The 16,602-nt window shown below is 65.5% G+C and carries 19 protein-coding genes, 2 tRNA genes and 1 pseudogene; 7 read left to right on the top strand and 15 right to left on the bottom strand.

From position 1 onward, the window contains the following. The 3 genes and pseudogenes from CVM52_RS16830 to CVM52_RS16820 form a co-directional block, all read left to right on the top strand. Positions 1 to 351, top strand: a pseudogene (locus CVM52_RS16830) (single-stranded-DNA-specific exonuclease RecJ); the annotation flags it as partial. A gap of 87 nt (positions 352 to 438) precedes the next feature. Further along, positions 439 to 513 (top strand) — tRNA-Glu (locus CVM52_RS16825). A gap of 241 nt (positions 514 to 754) precedes the next feature. Beyond that, the gene (locus tag CVM52_RS16820) at positions 755 to 2,533 is read left to right on the top strand and encodes a patatin-like phospholipase family protein (protein WP_172721021.1); all 1,779 of its coding nucleotides are present in this window, start codon (positions 755 to 757) and stop codon (positions 2,531 to 2,533) included. Between the two features lie 46 nt (positions 2,534 to 2,579). On the opposite strand, the gene CVM52_RS16815 is transcribed toward CVM52_RS16820, so the two are convergent. The 5 genes from CVM52_RS16815 to CVM52_RS16795 all read right to left on the bottom strand — a co-directional run bounded on the left by CVM52_RS16815 (position 2,580) and on the right by CVM52_RS16795 (position 7,682). Further along, on the bottom strand, positions 2,580 to 3,704 hold the full coding sequence (locus tag CVM52_RS16815; RefSeq protein ID WP_100163630.1) for a calcium-binding protein: 1,125 nt from the start codon (positions 3,702 to 3,704) through the stop codon (positions 2,580 to 2,582). Between the two features lie 26 nt (positions 3,705 to 3,730). Beyond that, positions 3,731 to 5,698, bottom strand: coding sequence for a TonB-dependent receptor domain-containing protein (locus tag CVM52_RS16810; protein WP_172721020.1), 1,968 nt, complete (start codon positions 5,696 to 5,698; stop codon positions 3,731 to 3,733). A 53-nt stretch (positions 5,699 to 5,751) separates the two neighbouring features. Further along, complete coding sequence (locus tag CVM52_RS16805) at positions 5,752 to 6,789, bottom strand: calcium-binding protein (protein ID WP_100163628.1); 1,038 nt, start codon at positions 6,787 to 6,789, stop codon at positions 5,752 to 5,754. A gap of 248 nt (positions 6,790 to 7,037) precedes the next feature. Next, positions 7,038 to 7,114 (bottom strand) — tRNA-His (locus tag CVM52_RS16800). 85 nt (positions 7,115 to 7,199) lie between these two features. Continuing rightward, a complete protein-coding gene (locus CVM52_RS16795) occupies positions 7,200 to 7,682 on the bottom strand; it encodes a GNAT family N-acetyltransferase (protein WP_100163627.1) in 483 nt (160 codons plus the stop codon). Between the two features lie 79 nt (positions 7,683 to 7,761). Here CVM52_RS16795 and CVM52_RS16790 point away from each other — a divergent pair, with 79 nt between their 5' ends. Further along, positions 7,762 to 7,950 carry a DUF6324 family protein gene (locus tag CVM52_RS16790; RefSeq protein WP_100163626.1) on the top strand — a complete coding sequence of 63 codons (189 nt, stop codon included), beginning with the start codon at positions 7,762 to 7,764 and terminating at the stop codon, positions 7,948 to 7,950. Here the strand turns inward: CVM52_RS16790 and CVM52_RS16785 are convergent. Continuing rightward, complete coding sequence (locus tag CVM52_RS16785) at positions 7,947 to 8,411, bottom strand: MmcB family DNA repair protein (protein ID WP_100163625.1); 465 nt, start codon at positions 8,409 to 8,411, stop codon at positions 7,947 to 7,949. The two genes, CVM52_RS16790 and CVM52_RS16785, sit on opposite strands and share 4 nt — an antisense overlap. Before the next feature lie 308 nt (positions 8,412 to 8,719). After that, a complete protein-coding gene (locus tag CVM52_RS26660) occupies positions 8,720 to 8,953 on the bottom strand; it encodes a hypothetical protein (RefSeq protein WP_133119873.1) in 234 nt (77 codons plus the stop codon). A gap of 308 nt (positions 8,954 to 9,261) precedes the next feature. Between CVM52_RS26660 and CVM52_RS16780 the strand changes: the two genes are divergently transcribed. Continuing rightward, complete coding sequence (locus tag CVM52_RS16780; RefSeq protein ID WP_100163624.1) at positions 9,262 to 9,804, top strand: sigma-70 family RNA polymerase sigma factor; 543 nt, start codon at positions 9,262 to 9,264, stop codon at positions 9,802 to 9,804. Beyond that, on the top strand, positions 9,801 to 10,490 hold the full coding sequence (locus CVM52_RS16775) for an anti-sigma factor (protein WP_100163623.1): 690 nt from the start codon (positions 9,801 to 9,803) through the stop codon (positions 10,488 to 10,490). Before CVM52_RS16780 ends, CVM52_RS16775 begins: the two co-directional genes overlap by 4 nt. Before the next feature lie 227 nt (positions 10,491 to 10,717). On the opposite strand, the gene nusB is transcribed toward CVM52_RS16775, so the two are convergent. The 8 genes from nusB to CVM52_RS16735 all read right to left on the bottom strand — a co-directional run bounded on the left by nusB (position 10,718) and on the right by CVM52_RS16735 (position 15,719). Further along, positions 10,718 to 11,197, bottom strand: coding sequence for a transcription antitermination factor NusB (gene nusB, locus CVM52_RS16770; protein ID WP_100163622.1), 480 nt, complete (start codon positions 11,195 to 11,197; stop codon positions 10,718 to 10,720). Then, positions 11,194 to 11,745: a 6,7-dimethyl-8-ribityllumazine synthase gene (locus CVM52_RS16765; protein ID WP_100163621.1), complete on the bottom strand. Its 552-nt coding sequence runs from the start codon at positions 11,743 to 11,745 to the stop codon at positions 11,194 to 11,196. The genes nusB and CVM52_RS16765 overlap by 4 nt, the downstream gene beginning before the upstream one ends. 1 nt (position 11,746) lies before the next feature. Next, positions 11,747 to 12,868: a 3,4-dihydroxy-2-butanone-4-phosphate synthase gene (ribB, locus tag CVM52_RS16760; protein WP_100163620.1), complete on the bottom strand. Its 1,122-nt coding sequence runs from the start codon at positions 12,866 to 12,868 to the stop codon at positions 11,747 to 11,749. Between the two features lie 201 nt (positions 12,869 to 13,069). Continuing rightward, entirely contained in the window at positions 13,070 to 13,627 is a 558-nt protein-coding gene (locus tag CVM52_RS16755; RefSeq protein ID WP_100163619.1) for a F0F1 ATP synthase subunit B, read from the bottom strand. Positions 13,628 to 13,632: 5 nt separating this feature from the next. Beyond that, positions 13,633 to 14,193 (bottom strand): F0F1 ATP synthase subunit B', encoded by a 561-nt coding sequence (locus CVM52_RS16750; protein WP_100163618.1) that lies wholly within the window; start codon positions 14,191 to 14,193, stop codon positions 13,633 to 13,635. A gap of 98 nt (positions 14,194 to 14,291) precedes the next feature. Continuing rightward, positions 14,292 to 14,528: a F0F1 ATP synthase subunit C gene (locus tag CVM52_RS16745; protein ID WP_100163617.1), complete on the bottom strand. Its 237-nt coding sequence runs from the start codon at positions 14,526 to 14,528 to the stop codon at positions 14,292 to 14,294. Positions 14,529 to 14,582: 54 nt separating this feature from the next. After that, a complete protein-coding gene (locus CVM52_RS16740) occupies positions 14,583 to 15,311 on the bottom strand; it encodes a F0F1 ATP synthase subunit A (protein WP_100163616.1) in 729 nt (242 codons plus the stop codon). 75 nt (positions 15,312 to 15,386) lie between these two features. Then, positions 15,387 to 15,719: an AtpZ/AtpI family protein gene (locus CVM52_RS16735; RefSeq protein WP_100163615.1), complete on the bottom strand. Its 333-nt coding sequence runs from the start codon at positions 15,717 to 15,719 to the stop codon at positions 15,387 to 15,389. Positions 15,720 to 15,950: 231 nt separating this feature from the next. On the opposite strand from CVM52_RS16735, the gene CVM52_RS16730 reads away from it, so the two are divergent. Continuing rightward, the gene (locus tag CVM52_RS16730; protein WP_100163614.1) at positions 15,951 to 16,292 is read left to right on the top strand and encodes an ArsR/SmtB family transcription factor; all 342 of its coding nucleotides are present in this window, start codon (positions 15,951 to 15,953) and stop codon (positions 16,290 to 16,292) included. The last annotated feature ends 310 nt before the right edge of the window (positions 16,293 to 16,602 follow it).

The raw sequence follows: 16,602 nt of genomic DNA, 5'->3' as shown, positions 1-16,602 counted from the left end.
TTGCGGCTGGACGGCGCGCTGATGCCCGGCGCCGCCTCGCCCGAGCTGATCGCGCAGATCGAACAGGCCGGCCCCTATGGCGCCGCCGCCCCCGCCCCGCGCTTTGCCCTGCCCGACATGATGATCCGCTATGCCCGCCGGGTCGGCGAATCGCATCTGAAGCTCTCGGTCAGCGACGGCATGGGCGGCGGCATGGATGCCATCGCCTTCGGCGCCTTCGACACCCCGCTGGGTCCGCGGCTGAGCGAGCATGGCGGCGCCCGCTTCCACCTGGCCGGCCGGCTGGAGATCAACAGCTGGGGCGGCCGCCAGCAGGTACAGCTGCGCCTGGACGACGCCGCGCCGGCCTGACCCCGCCGCCGGCAATTTCTGCACCTTAGGCCTTTTTCCCTCTTGCACCCCGCCGCGCGATTGCCTAATTAGCCGCTCACGCCGCGTGGCCCGTTCGTCTATCGGTTAGGACGCCAGGTTTTCAACCTGGAAAGAGGGGTTCGATTCCCCTACGGGCTGCCACTTCTCCCCCTGCGTTCCCAAGATATCATCCCACTCCGCAGGGCGTCGATATCTGCTGTAAAAGTACCATCTGTGCCTCAATCGGCCTTCCCTCGCGCCAGCCAAAAGCGGACCGCCGGTGCGCCCTCTCCCCCACCCAAATGCCCAACTCACCACACGGTCGCGCGGTGACAGCGGGATGGCCATGATCCTCTGCTCGCGTGCGGGCGCGCAATTGCTAAGATGGCAGGGGGAGGACGGCATGACGGGATTGCTCGAGATCATGTTCGATAAGGGCGTGCAGCTGGAAGAGCTGGGCAGCCTGCGGGTGGGGCGTGGCGAGGTACTGATCCAGCAGAACGCGATCTCCAAGGCGATCTATTTCGTGCTTGCCGGGCGATTCCGCATCGAACGCGACGGCCAGACCGTCGGCCATATCGAGGCCGGCAGCGTGGTTGGCGAGATTGGCTTTTTCACCGGCGGCGTGCGCACCGCCAGCGTCGTGGCGTTTCGGGATTCGCTGGTGCTGCGGCTGACCCGCGCGCAATACGAGTCCTATTGCGCGCGTTTGCCCGGGCTGCGCGAGGCGATCATCGCCGAACTGGCCTCGCGCCTGGCCGAGCGCTATCTCGATCACGACAGCCTGACCCGGGACCGCACCCGCCCGCGCACGCTGGCCCTGATCGCCGCCGGCGATGGGGCATTGCCCGCTGACTTTCCCTCGCGCCTCGGCCGCGCGCTGAAGAGTCTCTGTGCCGCAACAACCGTCACCTTCGACAGCTTCCATGCCGCGACCGGTGGCGCCGCGCCGGACAGCCTGGAGGCGGTCGACTGGTTCAGCCGCAACGAACGCGAAAGCGACCTGACCCTGTACCTGCCCGATCAGGACAACGCGGCCTGGCAGCGCGCCATTATCCGCCAGTCCGATCAGGTGCTGATTCTGGGACATGCCGGCGCGCCGCCGGCGCTGTCCCCGATCGAAACCTTTGCCCTGGCGCAGATTCCCGTCGAACAGCGCCGGCTGCTGTTGATCCATCGCAAACGCCGGGAACGGGTCGCCGGCAGCGCCGAGTGGCTGCGCGGCCGGCCGGTGGCGATGCATCATCATCTGGCGCTGGAAGATGACCAGGACATCTGCCGCCTGGCGCGGTTCCTGACCGGCACCGCGGTGGGTTTGGTTCTGTCCGGCGGCGGCGCCTATGGCCTTGCCCATATCGGGGTGCAGCGCGGGCTGGCGCAGGCCGGGATCGATTTCGACATCTATGGCGGAACCAGCATCGGCAGCGCCATGGCCGCGGCCTTTGCCATGGGGATCGAAGGCGCGGAACTGGTCGCCAGGATTGATGATATCTTCCTGAAAGGACGGGCGCTGAGACGGGTGACGGTGCCGCGCTATGCCCTGCTTGATCACAGAAGACTCGATGCCAAGCTGCACGCGCATTTCAGCGATCTGGATATCGCGGATATGTGGAAGCCATTTTATGCCGTGGCCACCGATCTGGACACCAATCGCCTGGCCATCCTGCGCGCCGGTCCGCTGTGGCAGGCAATCCGCGCCTCCAGCGCCCTGCCCGGCATCCTGCCGCCGTTCATCCGCAGCGGCAACTCGGTTCTCGTCGATGGCGGCATCCTGGACAATCTGCCCTATCGCACCATGCACGCGTTGAAGGCCGGCCCGAATGTGGTGGTGTCGCTTGCCCGCAAGGAAATGCCGACCTTCGATTATGCCTATGACAAGATCCCGGGGCGTCTGGGGCTGCTCCTGCGCAGCCTGCATCCCCGGACCCGACGCTATTGGGCCGCGCCCAGCGCCACCGAGACCATCATGCGCAGCATGACGGTGGGCCGGACCCACGAAACCGATGATCTGGCGCCCGGCGACTGGCTGCTGCGCCCGCCGCTGCCAACGGAGATGGGGTTATTGAACTGGAAAGAGGCCCTCTCGCTGGTTGCGCCGGCCGAGACCTATACCGCGGCCCATACCGAGGCATTGTCCCGGTCAGATGCCGATCTGTATCGCCGGCTGCGGGTGGCAAGGTGACCGTGTGGCCACCCTTGCCGGAGAGATCGCCGCGGACCGCCCGCGTCTATAGCAGGAAATCCGACGCCGTCAGATCAAGCAGTCCGCTCAGGCCGATGCTGAAATCGGCCACCCCGTCGCCATCGGTATCGCCGGCGACAAAGGTGCTGCCGGCCTCCTGCCAGCTGCGCAATTGCCCGGCCTTGCCGGTAAACGCTTCCGCCCCGATCCAGCTGAACGACTGGTCGCCGCTGCGGTCGCTGCGGGCGTCGATATCGGCCAGCGCGATCACGTCGCCCTGCCCGGCTCTGAAATCGGTGATGGTGTCGCCATCGGCCTGCCTGGCCTTGCTGAAGATGAACTGATCCGCCCCCTTGCCGCCGGTCAGCGTGTCGGCCCCACCGCCGCCCTCCAGCTGGTCCTTGCCCTTGCCACCCTCCAGCGTGTCACGGCCGCCCCCGCCGAACAGGCGGTCAGCGCCGCCGCCGCCCTTCAGCGTGTCGCGGCCCGCGCCGCCCCAAAGCTGATCGGCCCCCGCCGCGCCCAGCAGCGTATCGGATCCGCCATTGCCCAGCAGCCGGTCGGCCCCCTTCTGCCCGTTCAACAGGTCGTCGCCGCGATTGCCGCGTGCGCTGTCGTCAAAGGCGGTGCCCTTGTAGACATCATCGCCCGCGGAGCCACGCAGGTCATGCGCCTGGGAATAGACCAGGTCGAGGATCGGTGCCGGATCCACTTCGGTCCCGTCCGGGCCGCCGCCCATCAGCGACGAGACGATTTCATGCACCTGCCCCTTCTCGCCGACCGGGTTCACCACGTCCAGCTCGGACAGGGTGATGGACCCGGCGATTGCCGCCACCAGGCCGTCCGAGCCCACCGCCAGGTCCTCTGCCGCTGCATCCCAGGCCGGGCCGAGGCTGCCGAAGCTGATCGAATCGAGCTGGCCGCTGACCGAATGGTTGGAAAAGGTGTAGAGAAAATCCCGCCCTGCCAGCAGAACCGCAGGCGTGGCGGCCTCGTCGCCCTCGACCGGCGTGTCGATATGCAGGATCTGCATGGTGTCCTCGTCGCTTTCCGGCAAAAACAGCGGCAGGGAATAGGGTGCGAAACTTTCCAGGAACGCCCGCAGCCCGGTTTTGAGGTTCACCCCCGCACCGGTTTGGGCATCGGCGGTCAGCTTGATCTTGAAGGTCATGGTGGTTCCTTTCCGGCCAGCCGCGTTCAGAACCGAACGATCAGCGAGGCCTGCGCGTTGAACCCTGGCGATGGCTGGGTTTCCAGATGGGGGGTATAGGTTGCGTCGGTGATATTGTTCAGCGACAGGTCGAAGACGGTGCTGTCCGACAGCTCCTGGCGCAGGTACAGGTCCACCGTGCGCCAGGCTTCGGACCGCAGGCTGCTTTCATGTTTGCCGCCGGCCACGGTAAACCGGGCACCGATGCGGCGGCGCGCATCGGCGCTTTTTACCCCGGCGGTCAGCACCAGCCGGTCGGGCGGCACCCGCGACAGCTCTGACCCGTCATCCAGGTTGCTGCCGCGCATCACCTGCCCGGCCAGGCTTCCGAAGATGCGGTCGCTGTCATAGGCGGCCTCCAGTTCCAGCCCGGTGATGCGCACGCGGTCGATATTGACGTATTGGTAATAGCTGTCGAACAGCCCGCCCTGGCGTTCCAGGCCGATATAGTCGCGCGCCTGGTTGCGGAACACCGTCGCCCTCAGGTCGAAAACATCGCCACCGGTCAGCAGGCCCTGGCGGTGAAAGCTGACACCCAGTTCCAGGTTGCGGAATTTTTCGGGTTGCAGCGCCGGGTTGGGCCGGATCTCGAAATCCGCCGGTTCCGGGTGCAAGCCGCTGACCAGCGTCTCGTTCAGCGAGGGGAAGCGATAGGACAGCGCTGCCGCGGCATGCAGGCTGACACCGCCGCCCACCGGCAGATCCAGGGCGAGCCGGGGCGACAGGCCCGTACCGCTGACCGCGACATCGCTGCCGGTCAGGTCATAGCGATCCGCCGACAGCCCCAGGGTCAGCGTCGCCGCGCCCAGGGCGATGCGGTCTTCAACCGCCAGCGAGACAAAGCCGCGCCGCCCCGACGGCGTCAGGCTGTCCTCGGCATCGACGGTTTCGGCCCGGTCGCGGAAGCTTTCGAAGGTCAGCGTCACGTCATGATCGCGCCCGGCCAGGACAAAGCCTTGCTGCGCCTCGACCAGCAGGCCGGTGGTGCGGGTGCGGTAGGACCGCGTCTCGCCGGTGGGTGCCAGCGCGTCGTCCAGCGTCTGCTGCCAGACCCGCGTGCGGGTGTCATACAGCGTGCCGGTGACCGACCAGCCGCCCAGTACCTCCTGCGCCTCGTAGCCCAGCGCCAGGCTGTCGGTGCGCAGGTCATTGTCGCGCGGCGTGCTGCCGCTGACACCGGTGGTGTAATCCTTGGCCAGACGGCTGGCGCTGAAGCTCAGCCGCTGGCCGTTCTGCGTGGTCAGCCCCAACGTCGCCAGCCCGCTGCGGGTCAGTTGCCAGGCATGCACCCGCTGGCCGTTCGGGGCGGTGTAGTCACCCAGCTCGGAGCGGGTTGCGGCCACGGTCAGGTCGACCGCCTCGCTCAGTTGCGTCGCCACGCTGCCATGCAACGTGGGCGCCACGGTGTGGGTGCCATAGCGCAGACGGAACTCGCCGCCGGTGGCGCCACCCTCCAGCGGCAGCAGGTCTTCGGCGCGGACGCTGCGCAGTTCCAGCGCGCCGCCCACCGCCCCGGCCTTGGCGCCGGGCCCGCGGCTGACCGTCACCTCGCGCAGCATCTCGCTGTCGGCGGCAAAAGTGCCATTGGCGCCATGGCCGGAGCGGGCAAAATTCTGCCGCATCCCGTCGATGGTCACCGCCACCCGGCCGTAATCCTGCAGGCCTCGTATGTTGACGGCGATCTCGCCGCCATCGGCACCGCCGCCCTGGGTGGTTACCCCCGGCACGCCGCGCAGCACGGTATCCAGCCCGGCGCCCTGGTATTCGATGTCCAGCCGGTCCTGCCCCACCTGCGACACCGATGGCGCGCTGGCGTTCGCACTTTCCGAGGTCACCTCGATCGGCGCCAGGTCCAGCACGCCGTCCTCGGCCTCCTGCGCCGCAACCGGTGCGGCCAGGATCAAGGCGAAACTGGGCAGGATCGCAGCATAGCCGCTGCGCGGGGGGCGTGGCATGAACATCTGCATGAAAAAGGGCGAGCGGCGGGTCGCCGCCCGCCCGCACTGGTTCAGAACGCGAACATGTCTTCGGTCAGATCGGCAAATTCATGGCCGATCAACCGGATCCTGACGTCATCGCTGATCAGTTGAACCCAGCTGTCGTTTTCGCGCACTTCGAAATCCGTCAGGCTGGTCAGGCCCAGCGCGGTGACATCGACAAGGTCCTCGCCGCCGACAAAATCGGTGATGATGTCCAGTTTCGCGTTGCTTGCGATTACGAAGGTATCGGCCCCGGCGCCGCCGGTCAGCAGATCGGCGCCTTTCTTGCCGCTGAGCACATCGTCGCCCGCGCCGCCCTTCAGCACGTCGGCGGACTGGCCGCCATAGAGCATGTCATCGCCATTGCCGCCGATCAGCGTGTCGGCGCCGGCGCCGCCGCGCAGGGTATCATTGCCGCTGCCGCCGATCAGCACGTCATCCCCCGCGCTCAGCAGGAAGGTGTCGTCACCGCCGCCGCCGATCAGCACATCATCGCCGTCAAAGCCGACCAGCTTGTCGTTGCGGCGGGTGCCGATCACCTCGACGCTATAATCCGAGATCAGTTCAAACAGCGCGTCGGCATCCAGAGTGCCGATGGCGCTGTAGACCGCATAGGTCAGGTTGGTCGCGGTGTCGTTGCCGGCGCCCGGCGCCACGGAGATGTCGAATCCGTCGATGATCACGCCCTCGTCCAGGCCCGTGACCGCGCCGGCGGCGCCGTTGCCCTGGGTGCCGCTGGACTGGCCGGTCACCCAGGTGCCGAACACCAGACTGTCCACCGCGCCAGAGACACCATGGCCGAAGGCGGCGCCGTGATGGATAAAGTCATAAGCCAGCCCGGCGCCTTCCATCAGCACCACCGAAGCGGATTCGGTGCCGCCCGAAGACAGCGTCGAAAGCACCTGCGAGCCGTTCATGTAATAGGTGCCGCCATAGGCCGAATCCGGCGTGCCACCGTAAAAATCCTGCGACGCATCGTCGAAACCGGCGAAGAAGGTTTCGAAGAAGGTAAGCATGTTGAACCGGGTCGAAAGGGTCGACGCGTCGATGCTGAGGGTCTGAGCCATGATGAAGTCCTGTCAGAAGGGTTGGAAGATCAACCGACTGGCAGGGACTGGCTTGCCGGAAATATCGTCGCCGGGATAATTTAACTTACCTTTTTTGTCAACTTAAAGAACGGGCGAAAAAACCCCGCCAGAACAGCGCCGAACCACCGCGATCTGGTTGAAGATCGTGGCCAGAATCGGGGTACAAAACCTCTGTTCCAGCGCGCGGACTGCGGCTGGGACCGGTCAAATATCCTGTGGGGGTGCCATGGTACCGCCTCCCTGGCTTGAACAGGGGACCTCTGGATCCACAATCCAGCGCTCTAACCAACTGAGCTAAGGCGGCACTGGAGGGCGATTTAGCCAAGCCACCGCCCGATTGCAAGCGGATTAACCGCAAGTTCTGGCTGCTGCCGCCTCTCGCTGTCGGGCTATAGGCGGATGGTCCAGGTCTGTTCCACCAGGTCGACGCCGAAGGAATGTACCGGCCGGCTGTCCACCAGGGTCCAGCCGGTGGCGGCATAGAGCGCGCAGGCGGCCCGGTGGCTTTCATGGGTCCACAGCTTCATGTCGGCATAGCCTGCCGAGCGGGCAAAATCCATGCAGGTCCGCAGCATACGCTTGCCCAGCCCCCTGCCCCGCGCCGCCGGCGTCAGCAGGAACAGCCGTAGCTTGGCGGTGCTGTCTCCCGCCGCGACGCAAAAGATACTGCCCAGCCGCTGCCCCGCCTGCACTGCGATCCAGCCCCGTTCGCGCTCCGGATCGTGAGCGGCGACAAAAGCCTCCAGGATCTCGCGCACCAGTATCCCGAAACTGTCGTCAAACCCCTCGGCGTGCGCGTAATGTTCGCCATGCTGCCGCACCAGCCAGTTGGTATCTTCTGGGGTGAAGCGGCGTAAAGTGATCTCGGACATGCGCCATCAAGGCCGCAGATTCGCTTGATTCTCAAGACCCGCCGCGCTAGCGATGCCGCCAGTCCAGGAAAGACCGGCCATGAGCATCAACACCGAACGCGATATCGAAGCCAACCTGCAGATCGGCCCGACCGACCGGGGCATGGTCCGCCTGTTCATCGAGGCCAAGGGCGTCGAAATCCCGATGGATTTCGATCCGGAAGAAGCCGAGGAGATCGCCGAAGAGATCCTGTCGGCGGCCAAGGCCGCGCGCAAGGCGAAACGCTAAAACCCCGGCCGCAGGGGCACAAAACCCGGATCGCGCAGCGCCTGCAGGCGCCGGGCGGCATGGGTGGCGAATTTATGCAGCAGCACCTTGCGCCGCGCCGGGGCCAGCCGCTGTTCCGGCGCCATGCGCAGGATCTCCCCGTCATAGGCATCGGCGATCATCAGGCCGGTGCCCTCGGGCAGCAGATCGGTCGGAAAGGCCTCGTCCACCGCCCAGAAATAGCGGTCGCACCAGTCCAGATAGCCCTGCCATTTCGCGTCGCTGGTGAAATCGACCCGGCTGGATTTGCATTCCACCACCCAGATCTCGCTTTTGGGGCCCAACCCCATGACGTCGACCCGCAGCCCCGCCGCCGGCACGAATTCTTCAACCGAGACAAAACCGTGCCCCTGCAACAGCCGCCCGACGCCGCGCGCCAGAAGCTGTCCGGGTTTGAGATCGCCAAGGGAAAGATCGCTCATGGCGCAACCATGAACAATACGTGAACATTTTGCAAGAGGCGGGCAGCGGCAGAAATTTTGACCCGCGGCCTTCAGCCCCCTTGCCGCACCGCCTTGTCAGGCTTATCTGGGAATGCGGCGGGTTCTGCCCTTCACGTGAACGGTTGCATTCCGGTGGCCTTACACAATTCCGAGGGAGCTGGCTCTGTTCGGATCCTGGTCCGATTACCTGGCGCCCACCTGTATATACAGGTCCTCGGGAATCAGAACCACACGGTTGCCTGGTGGTCCCGCCGCATTTTCAGAATGGGAGTGGAATGCCGCCCCGCTCAGAACGGGCGGCGCGGCCGGTCATCCACGCGCACCGGGATCGGGCGATACTCGGGCAGATGGGTCTTGTGATCCTGCCGGCCCGCTTCGCCCAGGGCATGGGCGATCCAGTCAGCCGGGATCACGGCCAATACCAGGCCGTTCAGCCTCCGCGACAGCAGCCAGGCCATACATGCGGCAAGACCGAAACCGACCGTCAACTGACGAAAGCAAAGGCGGACAAGCTGGGACATTTCGCATTCCTCACAGACAACCGGATCGAATATAGAGAGGATTGCGGCAAAAGGGAACGCTGGTACCGCAAACGCCGCGCTCTGTGCCCAATTTCGCGCCAATTGTCGCCGAGACTGACCCAAAAGCCGACCTACAGCGCCACTGTTGCCCGCTCCGCAGGGCAAACGTGACGCCATTGCAACGCCTGCGATGCAGTCAAGGCCGCCAAAACGCTTTCAAACCCGCGCCGCTGCGCTTAGCCTGTGGCGAACCCGGCCCGGCGCTGGAGCAAATTTGTGCAGGCATAAGCGGGGCACGGAAGAACATCATGTCGACGCCCAGCCAGCTGGAAGACCTTATTGCCAAAACCGCACTCGGCGACCGCCGGGCCTTTGGCGCGCTTTATGATGCGACCTCGGCGAAACTTTTCGGAGTCGCGCTGCGTATCTTGAGAGACCGGGCCGGCGCCGAGGATGTCCTGCAAGAGACATATATGAAGATCTGGCGCTATGCCGGGCGCTATGCCGCCAATGGAACAAGTCCGATGACCTGGATGATCACCATAGCGCGGAACACGGCGATCGACCGTCTTCGCCGCTGGCGTGCCGCGGAAACCGTCGACGAAACCGCCGCTCCGCTGCCCGACCACGGGCCGACACCGGAACAGAGCGCGATCGCCCGCTCCGAGGCGACGCGGATTTCGCTGTGCCTGGGCGAATTGGAAGAGGACCGGTCGCAGGCGGTGCGCTGGGCCTATCTGGACGGGCTCAGCTATGCCGATATCTCCGACCGGCTGAAAGTGCCGCTGAACACCATCCGCACCTGGCTGCGCCGCTCGCTGATCCGCCTGAGGGAGTGCATGAGCCGATGACCGACCTGCCGCCCCCCGAAGAGGACTGGACCGCCGAAGCGGCGGAATACGTGTTGCGCCTGCTGCCGCCCGATGAAGAGGCCGCCTTCGAGGCCGAGATGGCGCAGAACCCGGCCCTGCGCGATCAGGTCGCCGGCTGGCTGCGCCATTTCGAAGGGCTGAATGCCGGCTTTGCCGAGACCGCACCGCGCCCGGCGATCAAGGGCGCGCTGTTTACCCGGCTGTTCGGCGATGAGACGCCGCGCAGGGTCTCGTTCTGGGACCGCGCCGGCCTGTGGCGCGGCATCAGCCTGGCGGCGCTGGCACTGGCGGCGGTGATGACCACGCTGTGGCTGTGGCCGGCGGAGCGCAGCGGCCCCGGCTATGTTTCCGAGATCGCCGCCGAGGATGGCAGCCTGCGCCTATTTGCCGTCTACGACCCGGCGCAGGGCGGGCTGCGGATCAGCCGCATCGCCGGCACCGCGCCGGCCGGCCGGGTGCTGGAGCTCTGGGCGATTTCGGGCGATGCCGCACCGGTGTCGCTGGGCGTGCTGCCCGAGACCCCCTCGGCGCTGTTGCCGCTGCCCGACAGCTATCGCAGCGCGGCGGAGCTGTTCTTCGCGATCACCGACGAACCGCCCGGCGGCGCCCCCGGCGGCACCGCCACCGGCGAAATCCGGGCCACCGGCGAGGTGCATGACCTGTGACGGACATTCCATCGATGGAATGTTCCAAAAGTTGTCGACAACTTTTGCCCGGCCGACGGCCGCTGGCGAGGAAAAACGCCGCTGCGAGGCCATCGCCGGAGTAAGGTGAGCATTCACCGGTCCACATTCCATCGATGGAATGTTCCAAAAGCTGTCGACAGCTTTTGCCCGCTCCGGGCCCCGGTGAATTGCGCGCGGCACCAGCCTTCGGCCGCCCATGACGGCGTTCAGAACGCCTCGGGCCGGGCCTCGCGCGCCATGTGATCCAGCACCGCGTTGACAAATTTGGGCTCTTTTCCCTCCGGGAAAAACGCGCGCGCCACGTCGACATATTCCGAGATCACCACTTTCGGCGGCGTGGTGGTCTGGGTCAGTTCGGCCCCGGCCGCGCGGAACAGGCTGCGCAGCGTCGGATCGATGCGCGCGATCGGCCATTTTGCCACCAGCGCCCGGTCGGTCATCTGGTCGACCAGCGCCTGGTAATTCACCGCGTTCTCCACCGTCTTGCGGAAATGGCCGATATCGCCATCGATCATCTCGTCGCCCTCGTAGACCGCGCCGAAACGATGATCGAGGAACTCGCGCACCACCGCCTCGGCGCCCTGCCCGGACTGTTCCATCTGAAACAGCGCCTGCACGGCATAAAGCCGCGCCGCCGAGCGCATCTTGCGCTTCTGGTTTCCCGAAAGGGCGGGTTCATTGCTCATGCGATGGTGTTTCCGTCATCTCCGCCGGCCAGGCGATAGCTTTCGGTCGCGGGGCGAAAGCCGACCCCCTTGGATTGGCCGCCCCACTTACGGCCCAGCGCTACCAGATGCAAGGCTGCCGCAGCGGCGCCGCCGCCCTTGTTCTGGGCGTCGGGGTCGGCGCGCACAACCGCCTGGTCGCGGTTCTCCACCGTCAGGATGCCATTGCCAATGCACAGCCCCTGCAGCCCCAGCAGTTGCAGCGCGCGCGAGCTGTCATTGCAGACCGTGTCGTAATGCGTGGTCTCGCCACGGATCACGCAGCCGAGCGCGACGTAGCCGTCGAAATTCGACATCCGATCCGCCATCGCCACCGCGGTCGGCACTTCCAGCGCGCCGGGCACTTCGACCAGGTCCCAGCTGCCGCCCACCGCCTCGATTTCGGCCTTGGCGCCGGCAATCAGGTCGTCGGCGATATCGCGGTAATAGGGAGCCACCACGATCAACAGCTTGACCGGCTTGTCAAACGCGGGGCGCGGCAAGGTGTAATGGGTTTCGCTTCCAGCCATGTCAGGATTTCCCCAGGATCGGTCGGGTGCCGGCAATGGTCAGCCCGTAGGCGTCCAGGCCGATATATTTGGTTTCCGGCGAATCGGTCAGCAGGATCAGTTCGTGCACCCCCAGCTTGGACAGGATCTGTGCCCCCAGCCCGGTCTGCTTGATGGTACGTGGCCCGTCCTCTTCATTGGCATAGAGCGTCTTGCGCGGCTGCCGGAACAGGCAGACGATGCCGCGCCCCTCTTCGGCGATGATCTCCATCGCGCGGGGCAGCTCGCGGGTGGGTTTCGACCCGATGCCCAGGATGTCCGAAGCTTCGTGCATGGCATGGGTCCGGGTCAGCACCGGTTCCGGCGTGGTGATATCGCCCTTGATCAGCGTGACATGTTCGATCCCGTGGGTCTGGTCGGTATAGATCCGCATCTCCCAGCTGCCGCCATATTCGGAGTCGACCATGCAGCGCGAGGTCTCGTCCACCAGGTTGTCGTTGCGGCTGCGATAGGCGATCAGGTCGGTGATGGTACCGATCTTTAGCCCGTGCTCGGCGGCGAAGTCGACCAGGTCGGGCAGCCGCGCCATCTCGCCATCGGGCTTCATGATCTCGCAGATCACCCCCGCCGGATTCAGCCCGGCCAGCCGCGAAATATCGACCACCGCCTCGGTATGGCCGGCCCGTACCAGCACGCCGCCATTCTTGGCGCGCAGCGGGAACACATGGCCCGGCGTGGCCAGATGCGCCATGGTGTTCTGTTCGTTGATTGCGGTCTTGACCGTCAGCGCCCGGTCGGCGGCGGAAATCCCGGTCGACACCCCTTCGCGGGCCTCGATCGAGACGGTGAAGGCGGTTTCATGACGCGAGGAATTGTTCTGCGCCATCATCGGCAGGCCCAGCCGGTCGATCCGCTCGGCCGTCATTGGCAGGCAGATCAGCCCGCGGCCATGGGTCGCCATGAAGTTGATTGCGGCGGCATCGGCGAATTCGGCGGCGATGCACAGGTCGCCCTCGTTCTCGCGGTCCTCGTGATCGACCAGGATATACATGCGGCCCCGGCGGGCATCTGCGATGATCTCTTCGATTGGGCTGATCGCGGCGCGCAGATCGGCCTCGACCGGCCCAGGGGTCTCGAAACTCATACCTCTGCCTTTCATATGAGCGCTGTGCCTGCGGGATAGACCAGCTTGCGCCCGAATGCCAGTGCCCGGCGCTGTGTCTTTATGCACAGAGGGCACAGCATTGGCGAAATCTCGATAGGCGGGCCCGGGCCCCGTTTCGCCCGGCCGAAAAGGGAAAACCCGGCCGGTGGCCGGGTTTTCCTGTTCAGTCTCAGGCGCTGCTCAGTGCAGCTTGGTCTCGATCTGGGTGATCGCGTCGTCGATCAGCTTGGCGCCGCTGGCGGCGGTCATCTGCTTGGCCATCACCTCTTTCGCGGCGGCAACGGCAATGCTGATCGCGCGGTCGCGCACATCCTTGACCGCACCCGCCTCGGCCGAAGCAATCTGGTCTTCGGCGGCGGCGATGCGGCGGGCGATGGATTTCTCCAGATCGGCCTTGGCCTCTTCCGCGGCGCGGGCGGCCTCGTCGCGGGCGGTGGCGACAATGCGCTGCACCTGGTCCTGGGCCTCTTTCTGCTTGCGCTCGTAAGAGGCCAGGATGGTCTGCGCCTCTTCACGCAGCGCGCGGGCCTCGTCCAGTTCCGACTTGATGCCTTCGGCGCGCTTGTCCAGCATGCCGCCCACCAGCGTCGGCACCTTGAAATACAGCAACACGCCGATGAACAGGATGAAGGCGACCAGCACCACGAAATCGGTATTGCCCAGCGAGAAGAACGGGCCGGACGCGGCCAGGGCCGGGCTGGCGCCGAAGATCAGGGCAAGGGCAGTCAGGTTACGCATGTGCCTTATCCTTTCAGACGCGACGTGACCGCGGCGCCAACGGCGTCCTGGTCGGCCTTGCCGCCCATCGCGGCAACCAACGCACCGGCGGTGTCCTTGGCAACCGCTTCGACCGCTTCCAGCGCACCGGCGCGAATCTCGGCGATGGCCTTTTCCGATTCCGCCGATTTCGCGGCGATCTCGGCATCGGCCTTGGCGATGGCATCGTCCAGTTCGGCCTGAATCTCGGCGCGGGTCTCGGCGATGATGCGCTGTGCCTCGGCACGGGCATCGGCCAGCGCCTTGTTATAGGCCTCTTCCGCCTCGACCGCCTTGGCCTTCAGGTCCTCGGCGGCGGCGATGTCATTGGTGATCGTGCCCTGCCGTTCGGCAAGGATCGCCGCGATCCGCGGCAGCGCCACCCGCGACAGGATCAGATAGATCGCGATCAGCGTCAGGATCAGCCAGAAAATCTGGTTCGGAAACCAGTCTCCGCACAGCTGCGGCATGCCGATGGCGCCGCCATATGCGTCGACGCAGCTACCGGCCAGGTCCGCGGCGACCGGATCTACAGTTTCGGTTGCCATCTCGGTCTCCTTCAGACGTTTGCCGTGACCCTACTCCGGGCAGCGCGAGCCTATCGCAAGCACCGCCCGGGCGTAAGGAAATGATACCGGAGTCCGGATCAGACGGCGAACATCAGCAGCAGCGCGACGAGGAACGAGAAGATCCCCAGCGCTTCGGCAAAGGCGATACCGATGAACATGGTCGCGGTCTGGGCGCCCGCGGCGGAGGGGTTGCGCAGCGCGCCGGACAGGAAGTTGCCGACCACGTTGCCCACACCGACGGCGGCGCCGCCCATGCCGACCGAGGCCAGACCTGCGCCGATGAAGGCACCCATTTGTGCGATATCACCTTCCATAGTGTTTCTCCTTACGTTGGAATTGGTGTGATGCGGGTTCGTAACCTGCTGCCGTCAGTGGCTGGGATGCAGCGCATCCTTGAGATAGACGCAGGTCAGAATGGTGAAGACATAGGCCTGGATGAAGGCCACCAGGGTTTCCAGGGCGTACATCGCGGTGATCGCCAGGATCGACAGCGGCGTCACCAGGATGCCCATGCCGGAGATCAGGATCAGCGGCGCGAAGGCGGCGAAAACCTTGATCACCGCGTGGCCGGCCATCATGTTGCCCATCAGACGAATGGAGTGGCTGACCGGGCGGACGAAGTAGGAAATCACCTCGATCAGCGCCAGGATCGGGCGCAGCGGCAGCGGCGCGGCCGAGACCCAGAACAGGCCGAGGAAGCCGGCGCCGTGCTTGACGAAGCCGATCACCGTGACCGAGACGAAGACCAGCAGCGCCAGCACCACGGTCACCGCCAGATGCGAGGTGGTGGTGAAGGCGGTGGGCAGCAGCCCGAGGAAGTTCGAGACCACGATGAACATGAAGATGGTCATGACATAGGGGAAGTATTTCACCCCGTCCGAGCCGGTGACATCCTCGACCATCTTGTAGATGAAGCCATAGGCCAGCTCGGCGATCGACTGGCCGCGGCTGGGCACGATGGCGCGGCGGGCCGAGCCCAGCACCAGCAGCGCGAAGATCGCCAGCACGGTCAGCGCCATCCACAGCGTCACGTTGGTGGGGGTGTACCAGGCGACGGCGCCCTCGCCGAACAGCGGCTTGACCAGAAACTGGTCCATCGGGTGAAACACCAGCCCGCCCTCTGCGGCGTGGTCTGCGGCCCCTGCTGCACCTTGCGCGTCGTCTGCCACCTGTCAGTCCCTCTTCTCGTCCTGCGGGGCATCGGCCCCGCGCTTGTCTGCGCCGATCTCCTGCGCGCTGCGCAGCATCGTCTTGATGCCCGCCGCGAGGCCCAGCAATGTGAACAGCACCAGGAAGATCGGGAGCGTCCCGAACAGGCTGTCCAGCCCGTATCCGATGCCGAAGCCGATCCCGAGACCGGCCACAAGTTCGATGACCATCCGCCAGGCCAGCTGGGCCTGAGAGTAATGCTCATCGGTATGGGACTTCGGCTTGTCGGCGTGTTTCGCCGCCGCGATCCGCGCCTCCAGCCGCTGCAGGCGGGCTTTCGGGTCGTCTTCGCTCATGGGCCGGGCCCCCAGATGTCTTGCGACAGGTGCTAGTGTGCGCGAGCGCCGGAGTCAATTGCCTGTGTCGCAGCCGAAGCAATGACTTATATCATTGTAATTTAAGTATTTTTCAGAAAATCCGGTGACACGCATCGCAGCACCCGGGGGGCGCAGAGCGACGAGTCCGGGCAAAACCTATATTCAACCAGATGGTTGACGAATTTTCCGGGCTGGGGCAGAGGCTGGGCGATGACAGATGCGCTGGATACGGTTTTTGCAGCCCTCGCCGACCCGACCCGGCGCGAGATCCTGCGCATGTTGCTGGAAGACGACATGGCGGTGACCGATGTGGCCGAACCGTTCGAGATGTCGCTGGCGGCGATTTCGAAACATCTGGTGATCCTGACCCGCGCCGGGCTGATCAGCCAGGAGAAGCGCGGGCGGGTGAAATGGTGCAAGCTAGAGCCTGATGCCCTGCGCGCGGCCAGCGTGTGGATGCAGGGGTTCGGCCAGTTCGAGCCGGTCAACCTGGACGCGTTCGAACGCTTTCTGGCACGTGAGCTGGATGCGGACGGGCGCGAGGGCGGCTAGCCCAAGCGGCAAGAATTTTCGAAAATTCTTGGCAAATTCCGTCGACGGAATTTGGCGGCGCTGCCGGACGGTGGTTGCCGTTGAGGCGGAAAAGTTGTCGACAACTTTTTCCAAATTCCGTCGACGGAATTTTTCGCGCTACGCCTCGTTTTCGGCGCCCCCCTCGCCGCCCCTGCCGCGGAGCACCAGCGGCGCCCGGCTGAGCAGATTGCCGCCGCGCGCCGCCTTTTCCGCCAGCGCCAGGAACTGCGCCTGTTCCGCCGCGTCGAGCCCGACCAGGATCTCGGCCTGCAGCGCCCGCACCGCCGGC

Origin of the sequence: Pseudooceanicola lipolyticus, assembly GCF_002786325.1 — a bacterium.
GTDB lineage: Bacteria > Pseudomonadota > Alphaproteobacteria > Rhodobacterales > Rhodobacteraceae > Pseudooceanicola_C > Pseudooceanicola_C lipolyticus.
The sequence above is the reverse complement of the archived record's forward strand: the minus strand, read 5'-3'. Positions and strand labels throughout refer to the sequence as shown.

What these genes read in the sequence shown, in the direction of transcription:
- CVM52_RS16790 (WP_100163626.1), top strand. Translation starts at nt 7,762, where the DNA reads ATGAGCATCAACACCGAACGCGATATCGAAGCCAACCTGCAGATCGGC.
- CVM52_RS26660 (WP_133119873.1), bottom strand. Translation starts at nt 8,953, where the DNA reads ATGTCCCAGCTTGTCCGCCTTTGCTTTCGTCAGTTGACGGTCGGTTTC.
- CVM52_RS16735 (WP_100163615.1), bottom strand. Translation starts at nt 15,719, where the DNA reads ATGAGCGAAGACGACCCGAAAGCCCGCCTGCAGCGGCTGGAGGCGCGG.
- CVM52_RS16820 (WP_172721021.1), top strand. Translation starts at nt 755, where the DNA reads ATGACGGGATTGCTCGAGATCATGTTCGATAAGGGCGTGCAGCTGGAA.
- CVM52_RS16795 (WP_100163627.1), bottom strand. Translation starts at nt 7,682, where the DNA reads ATGTCCGAGATCACTTTACGCCGCTTCACCCCAGAAGATACCAACTGG.
- CVM52_RS16730 (WP_100163614.1), top strand. Translation starts at nt 15,951, where the DNA reads ATGACAGATGCGCTGGATACGGTTTTTGCAGCCCTCGCCGACCCGACC.
- CVM52_RS16815 (WP_100163630.1), bottom strand. Translation starts at nt 3,704, where the DNA reads ATGACCTTCAAGATCAAGCTGACCGCCGATGCCCAAACCGGTGCGGGG.
- CVM52_RS16810 (WP_172721020.1), bottom strand. Translation starts at nt 5,698, where the DNA reads ATGCCACGCCCCCCGCGCAGCGGCTATGCTGCGATCCTGCCCAGTTTC.
- ribB (WP_100163620.1), bottom strand. Translation starts at nt 12,868, where the DNA reads ATGAGTTTCGAGACCCCTGGGCCGGTCGAGGCCGATCTGCGCGCCGCG.
- CVM52_RS16755 (WP_100163619.1), bottom strand. Translation starts at nt 13,627, where the DNA reads ATGCGTAACCTGACTGCCCTTGCCCTGATCTTCGGCGCCAGCCCGGCC.
- CVM52_RS16765 (WP_100163621.1), bottom strand. Translation starts at nt 11,745, where the DNA reads ATGGCTGGAAGCGAAACCCATTACACCTTGCCGCGCCCCGCGTTTGAC.
- CVM52_RS16805 (WP_100163628.1), bottom strand. Translation starts at nt 6,789, where the DNA reads ATGGCTCAGACCCTCAGCATCGACGCGTCGACCCTTTCGACCCGGTTC.
- CVM52_RS16740 (WP_100163616.1), bottom strand. Translation starts at nt 15,311, where the DNA reads ATGGACCAGTTTCTGGTCAAGCCGCTGTTCGGCGAGGGCGCCGTCGCC.
- CVM52_RS16745 (WP_100163617.1), bottom strand. Translation starts at nt 14,528, where the DNA reads ATGGAAGGTGATATCGCACAAATGGGTGCCTTCATCGGCGCAGGTCTG.
- CVM52_RS16785 (WP_100163625.1), bottom strand. Translation starts at nt 8,411, where the DNA reads ATGAGCGATCTTTCCCTTGGCGATCTCAAACCCGGACAGCTTCTGGCG.
- CVM52_RS16775 (WP_100163623.1), top strand. Translation starts at nt 9,801, where the DNA reads ATGACCGACCTGCCGCCCCCCGAAGAGGACTGGACCGCCGAAGCGGCG.
- CVM52_RS16780 (WP_100163624.1), top strand. Translation starts at nt 9,262, where the DNA reads ATGTCGACGCCCAGCCAGCTGGAAGACCTTATTGCCAAAACCGCACTC.
- nusB (WP_100163622.1), bottom strand. Translation starts at nt 11,197, where the DNA reads ATGAGCAATGAACCCGCCCTTTCGGGAAACCAGAAGCGCAAGATGCGC.
- CVM52_RS16750 (WP_100163618.1), bottom strand. Translation starts at nt 14,193, where the DNA reads ATGGCAACCGAAACTGTAGATCCGGTCGCCGCGGACCTGGCCGGTAGC.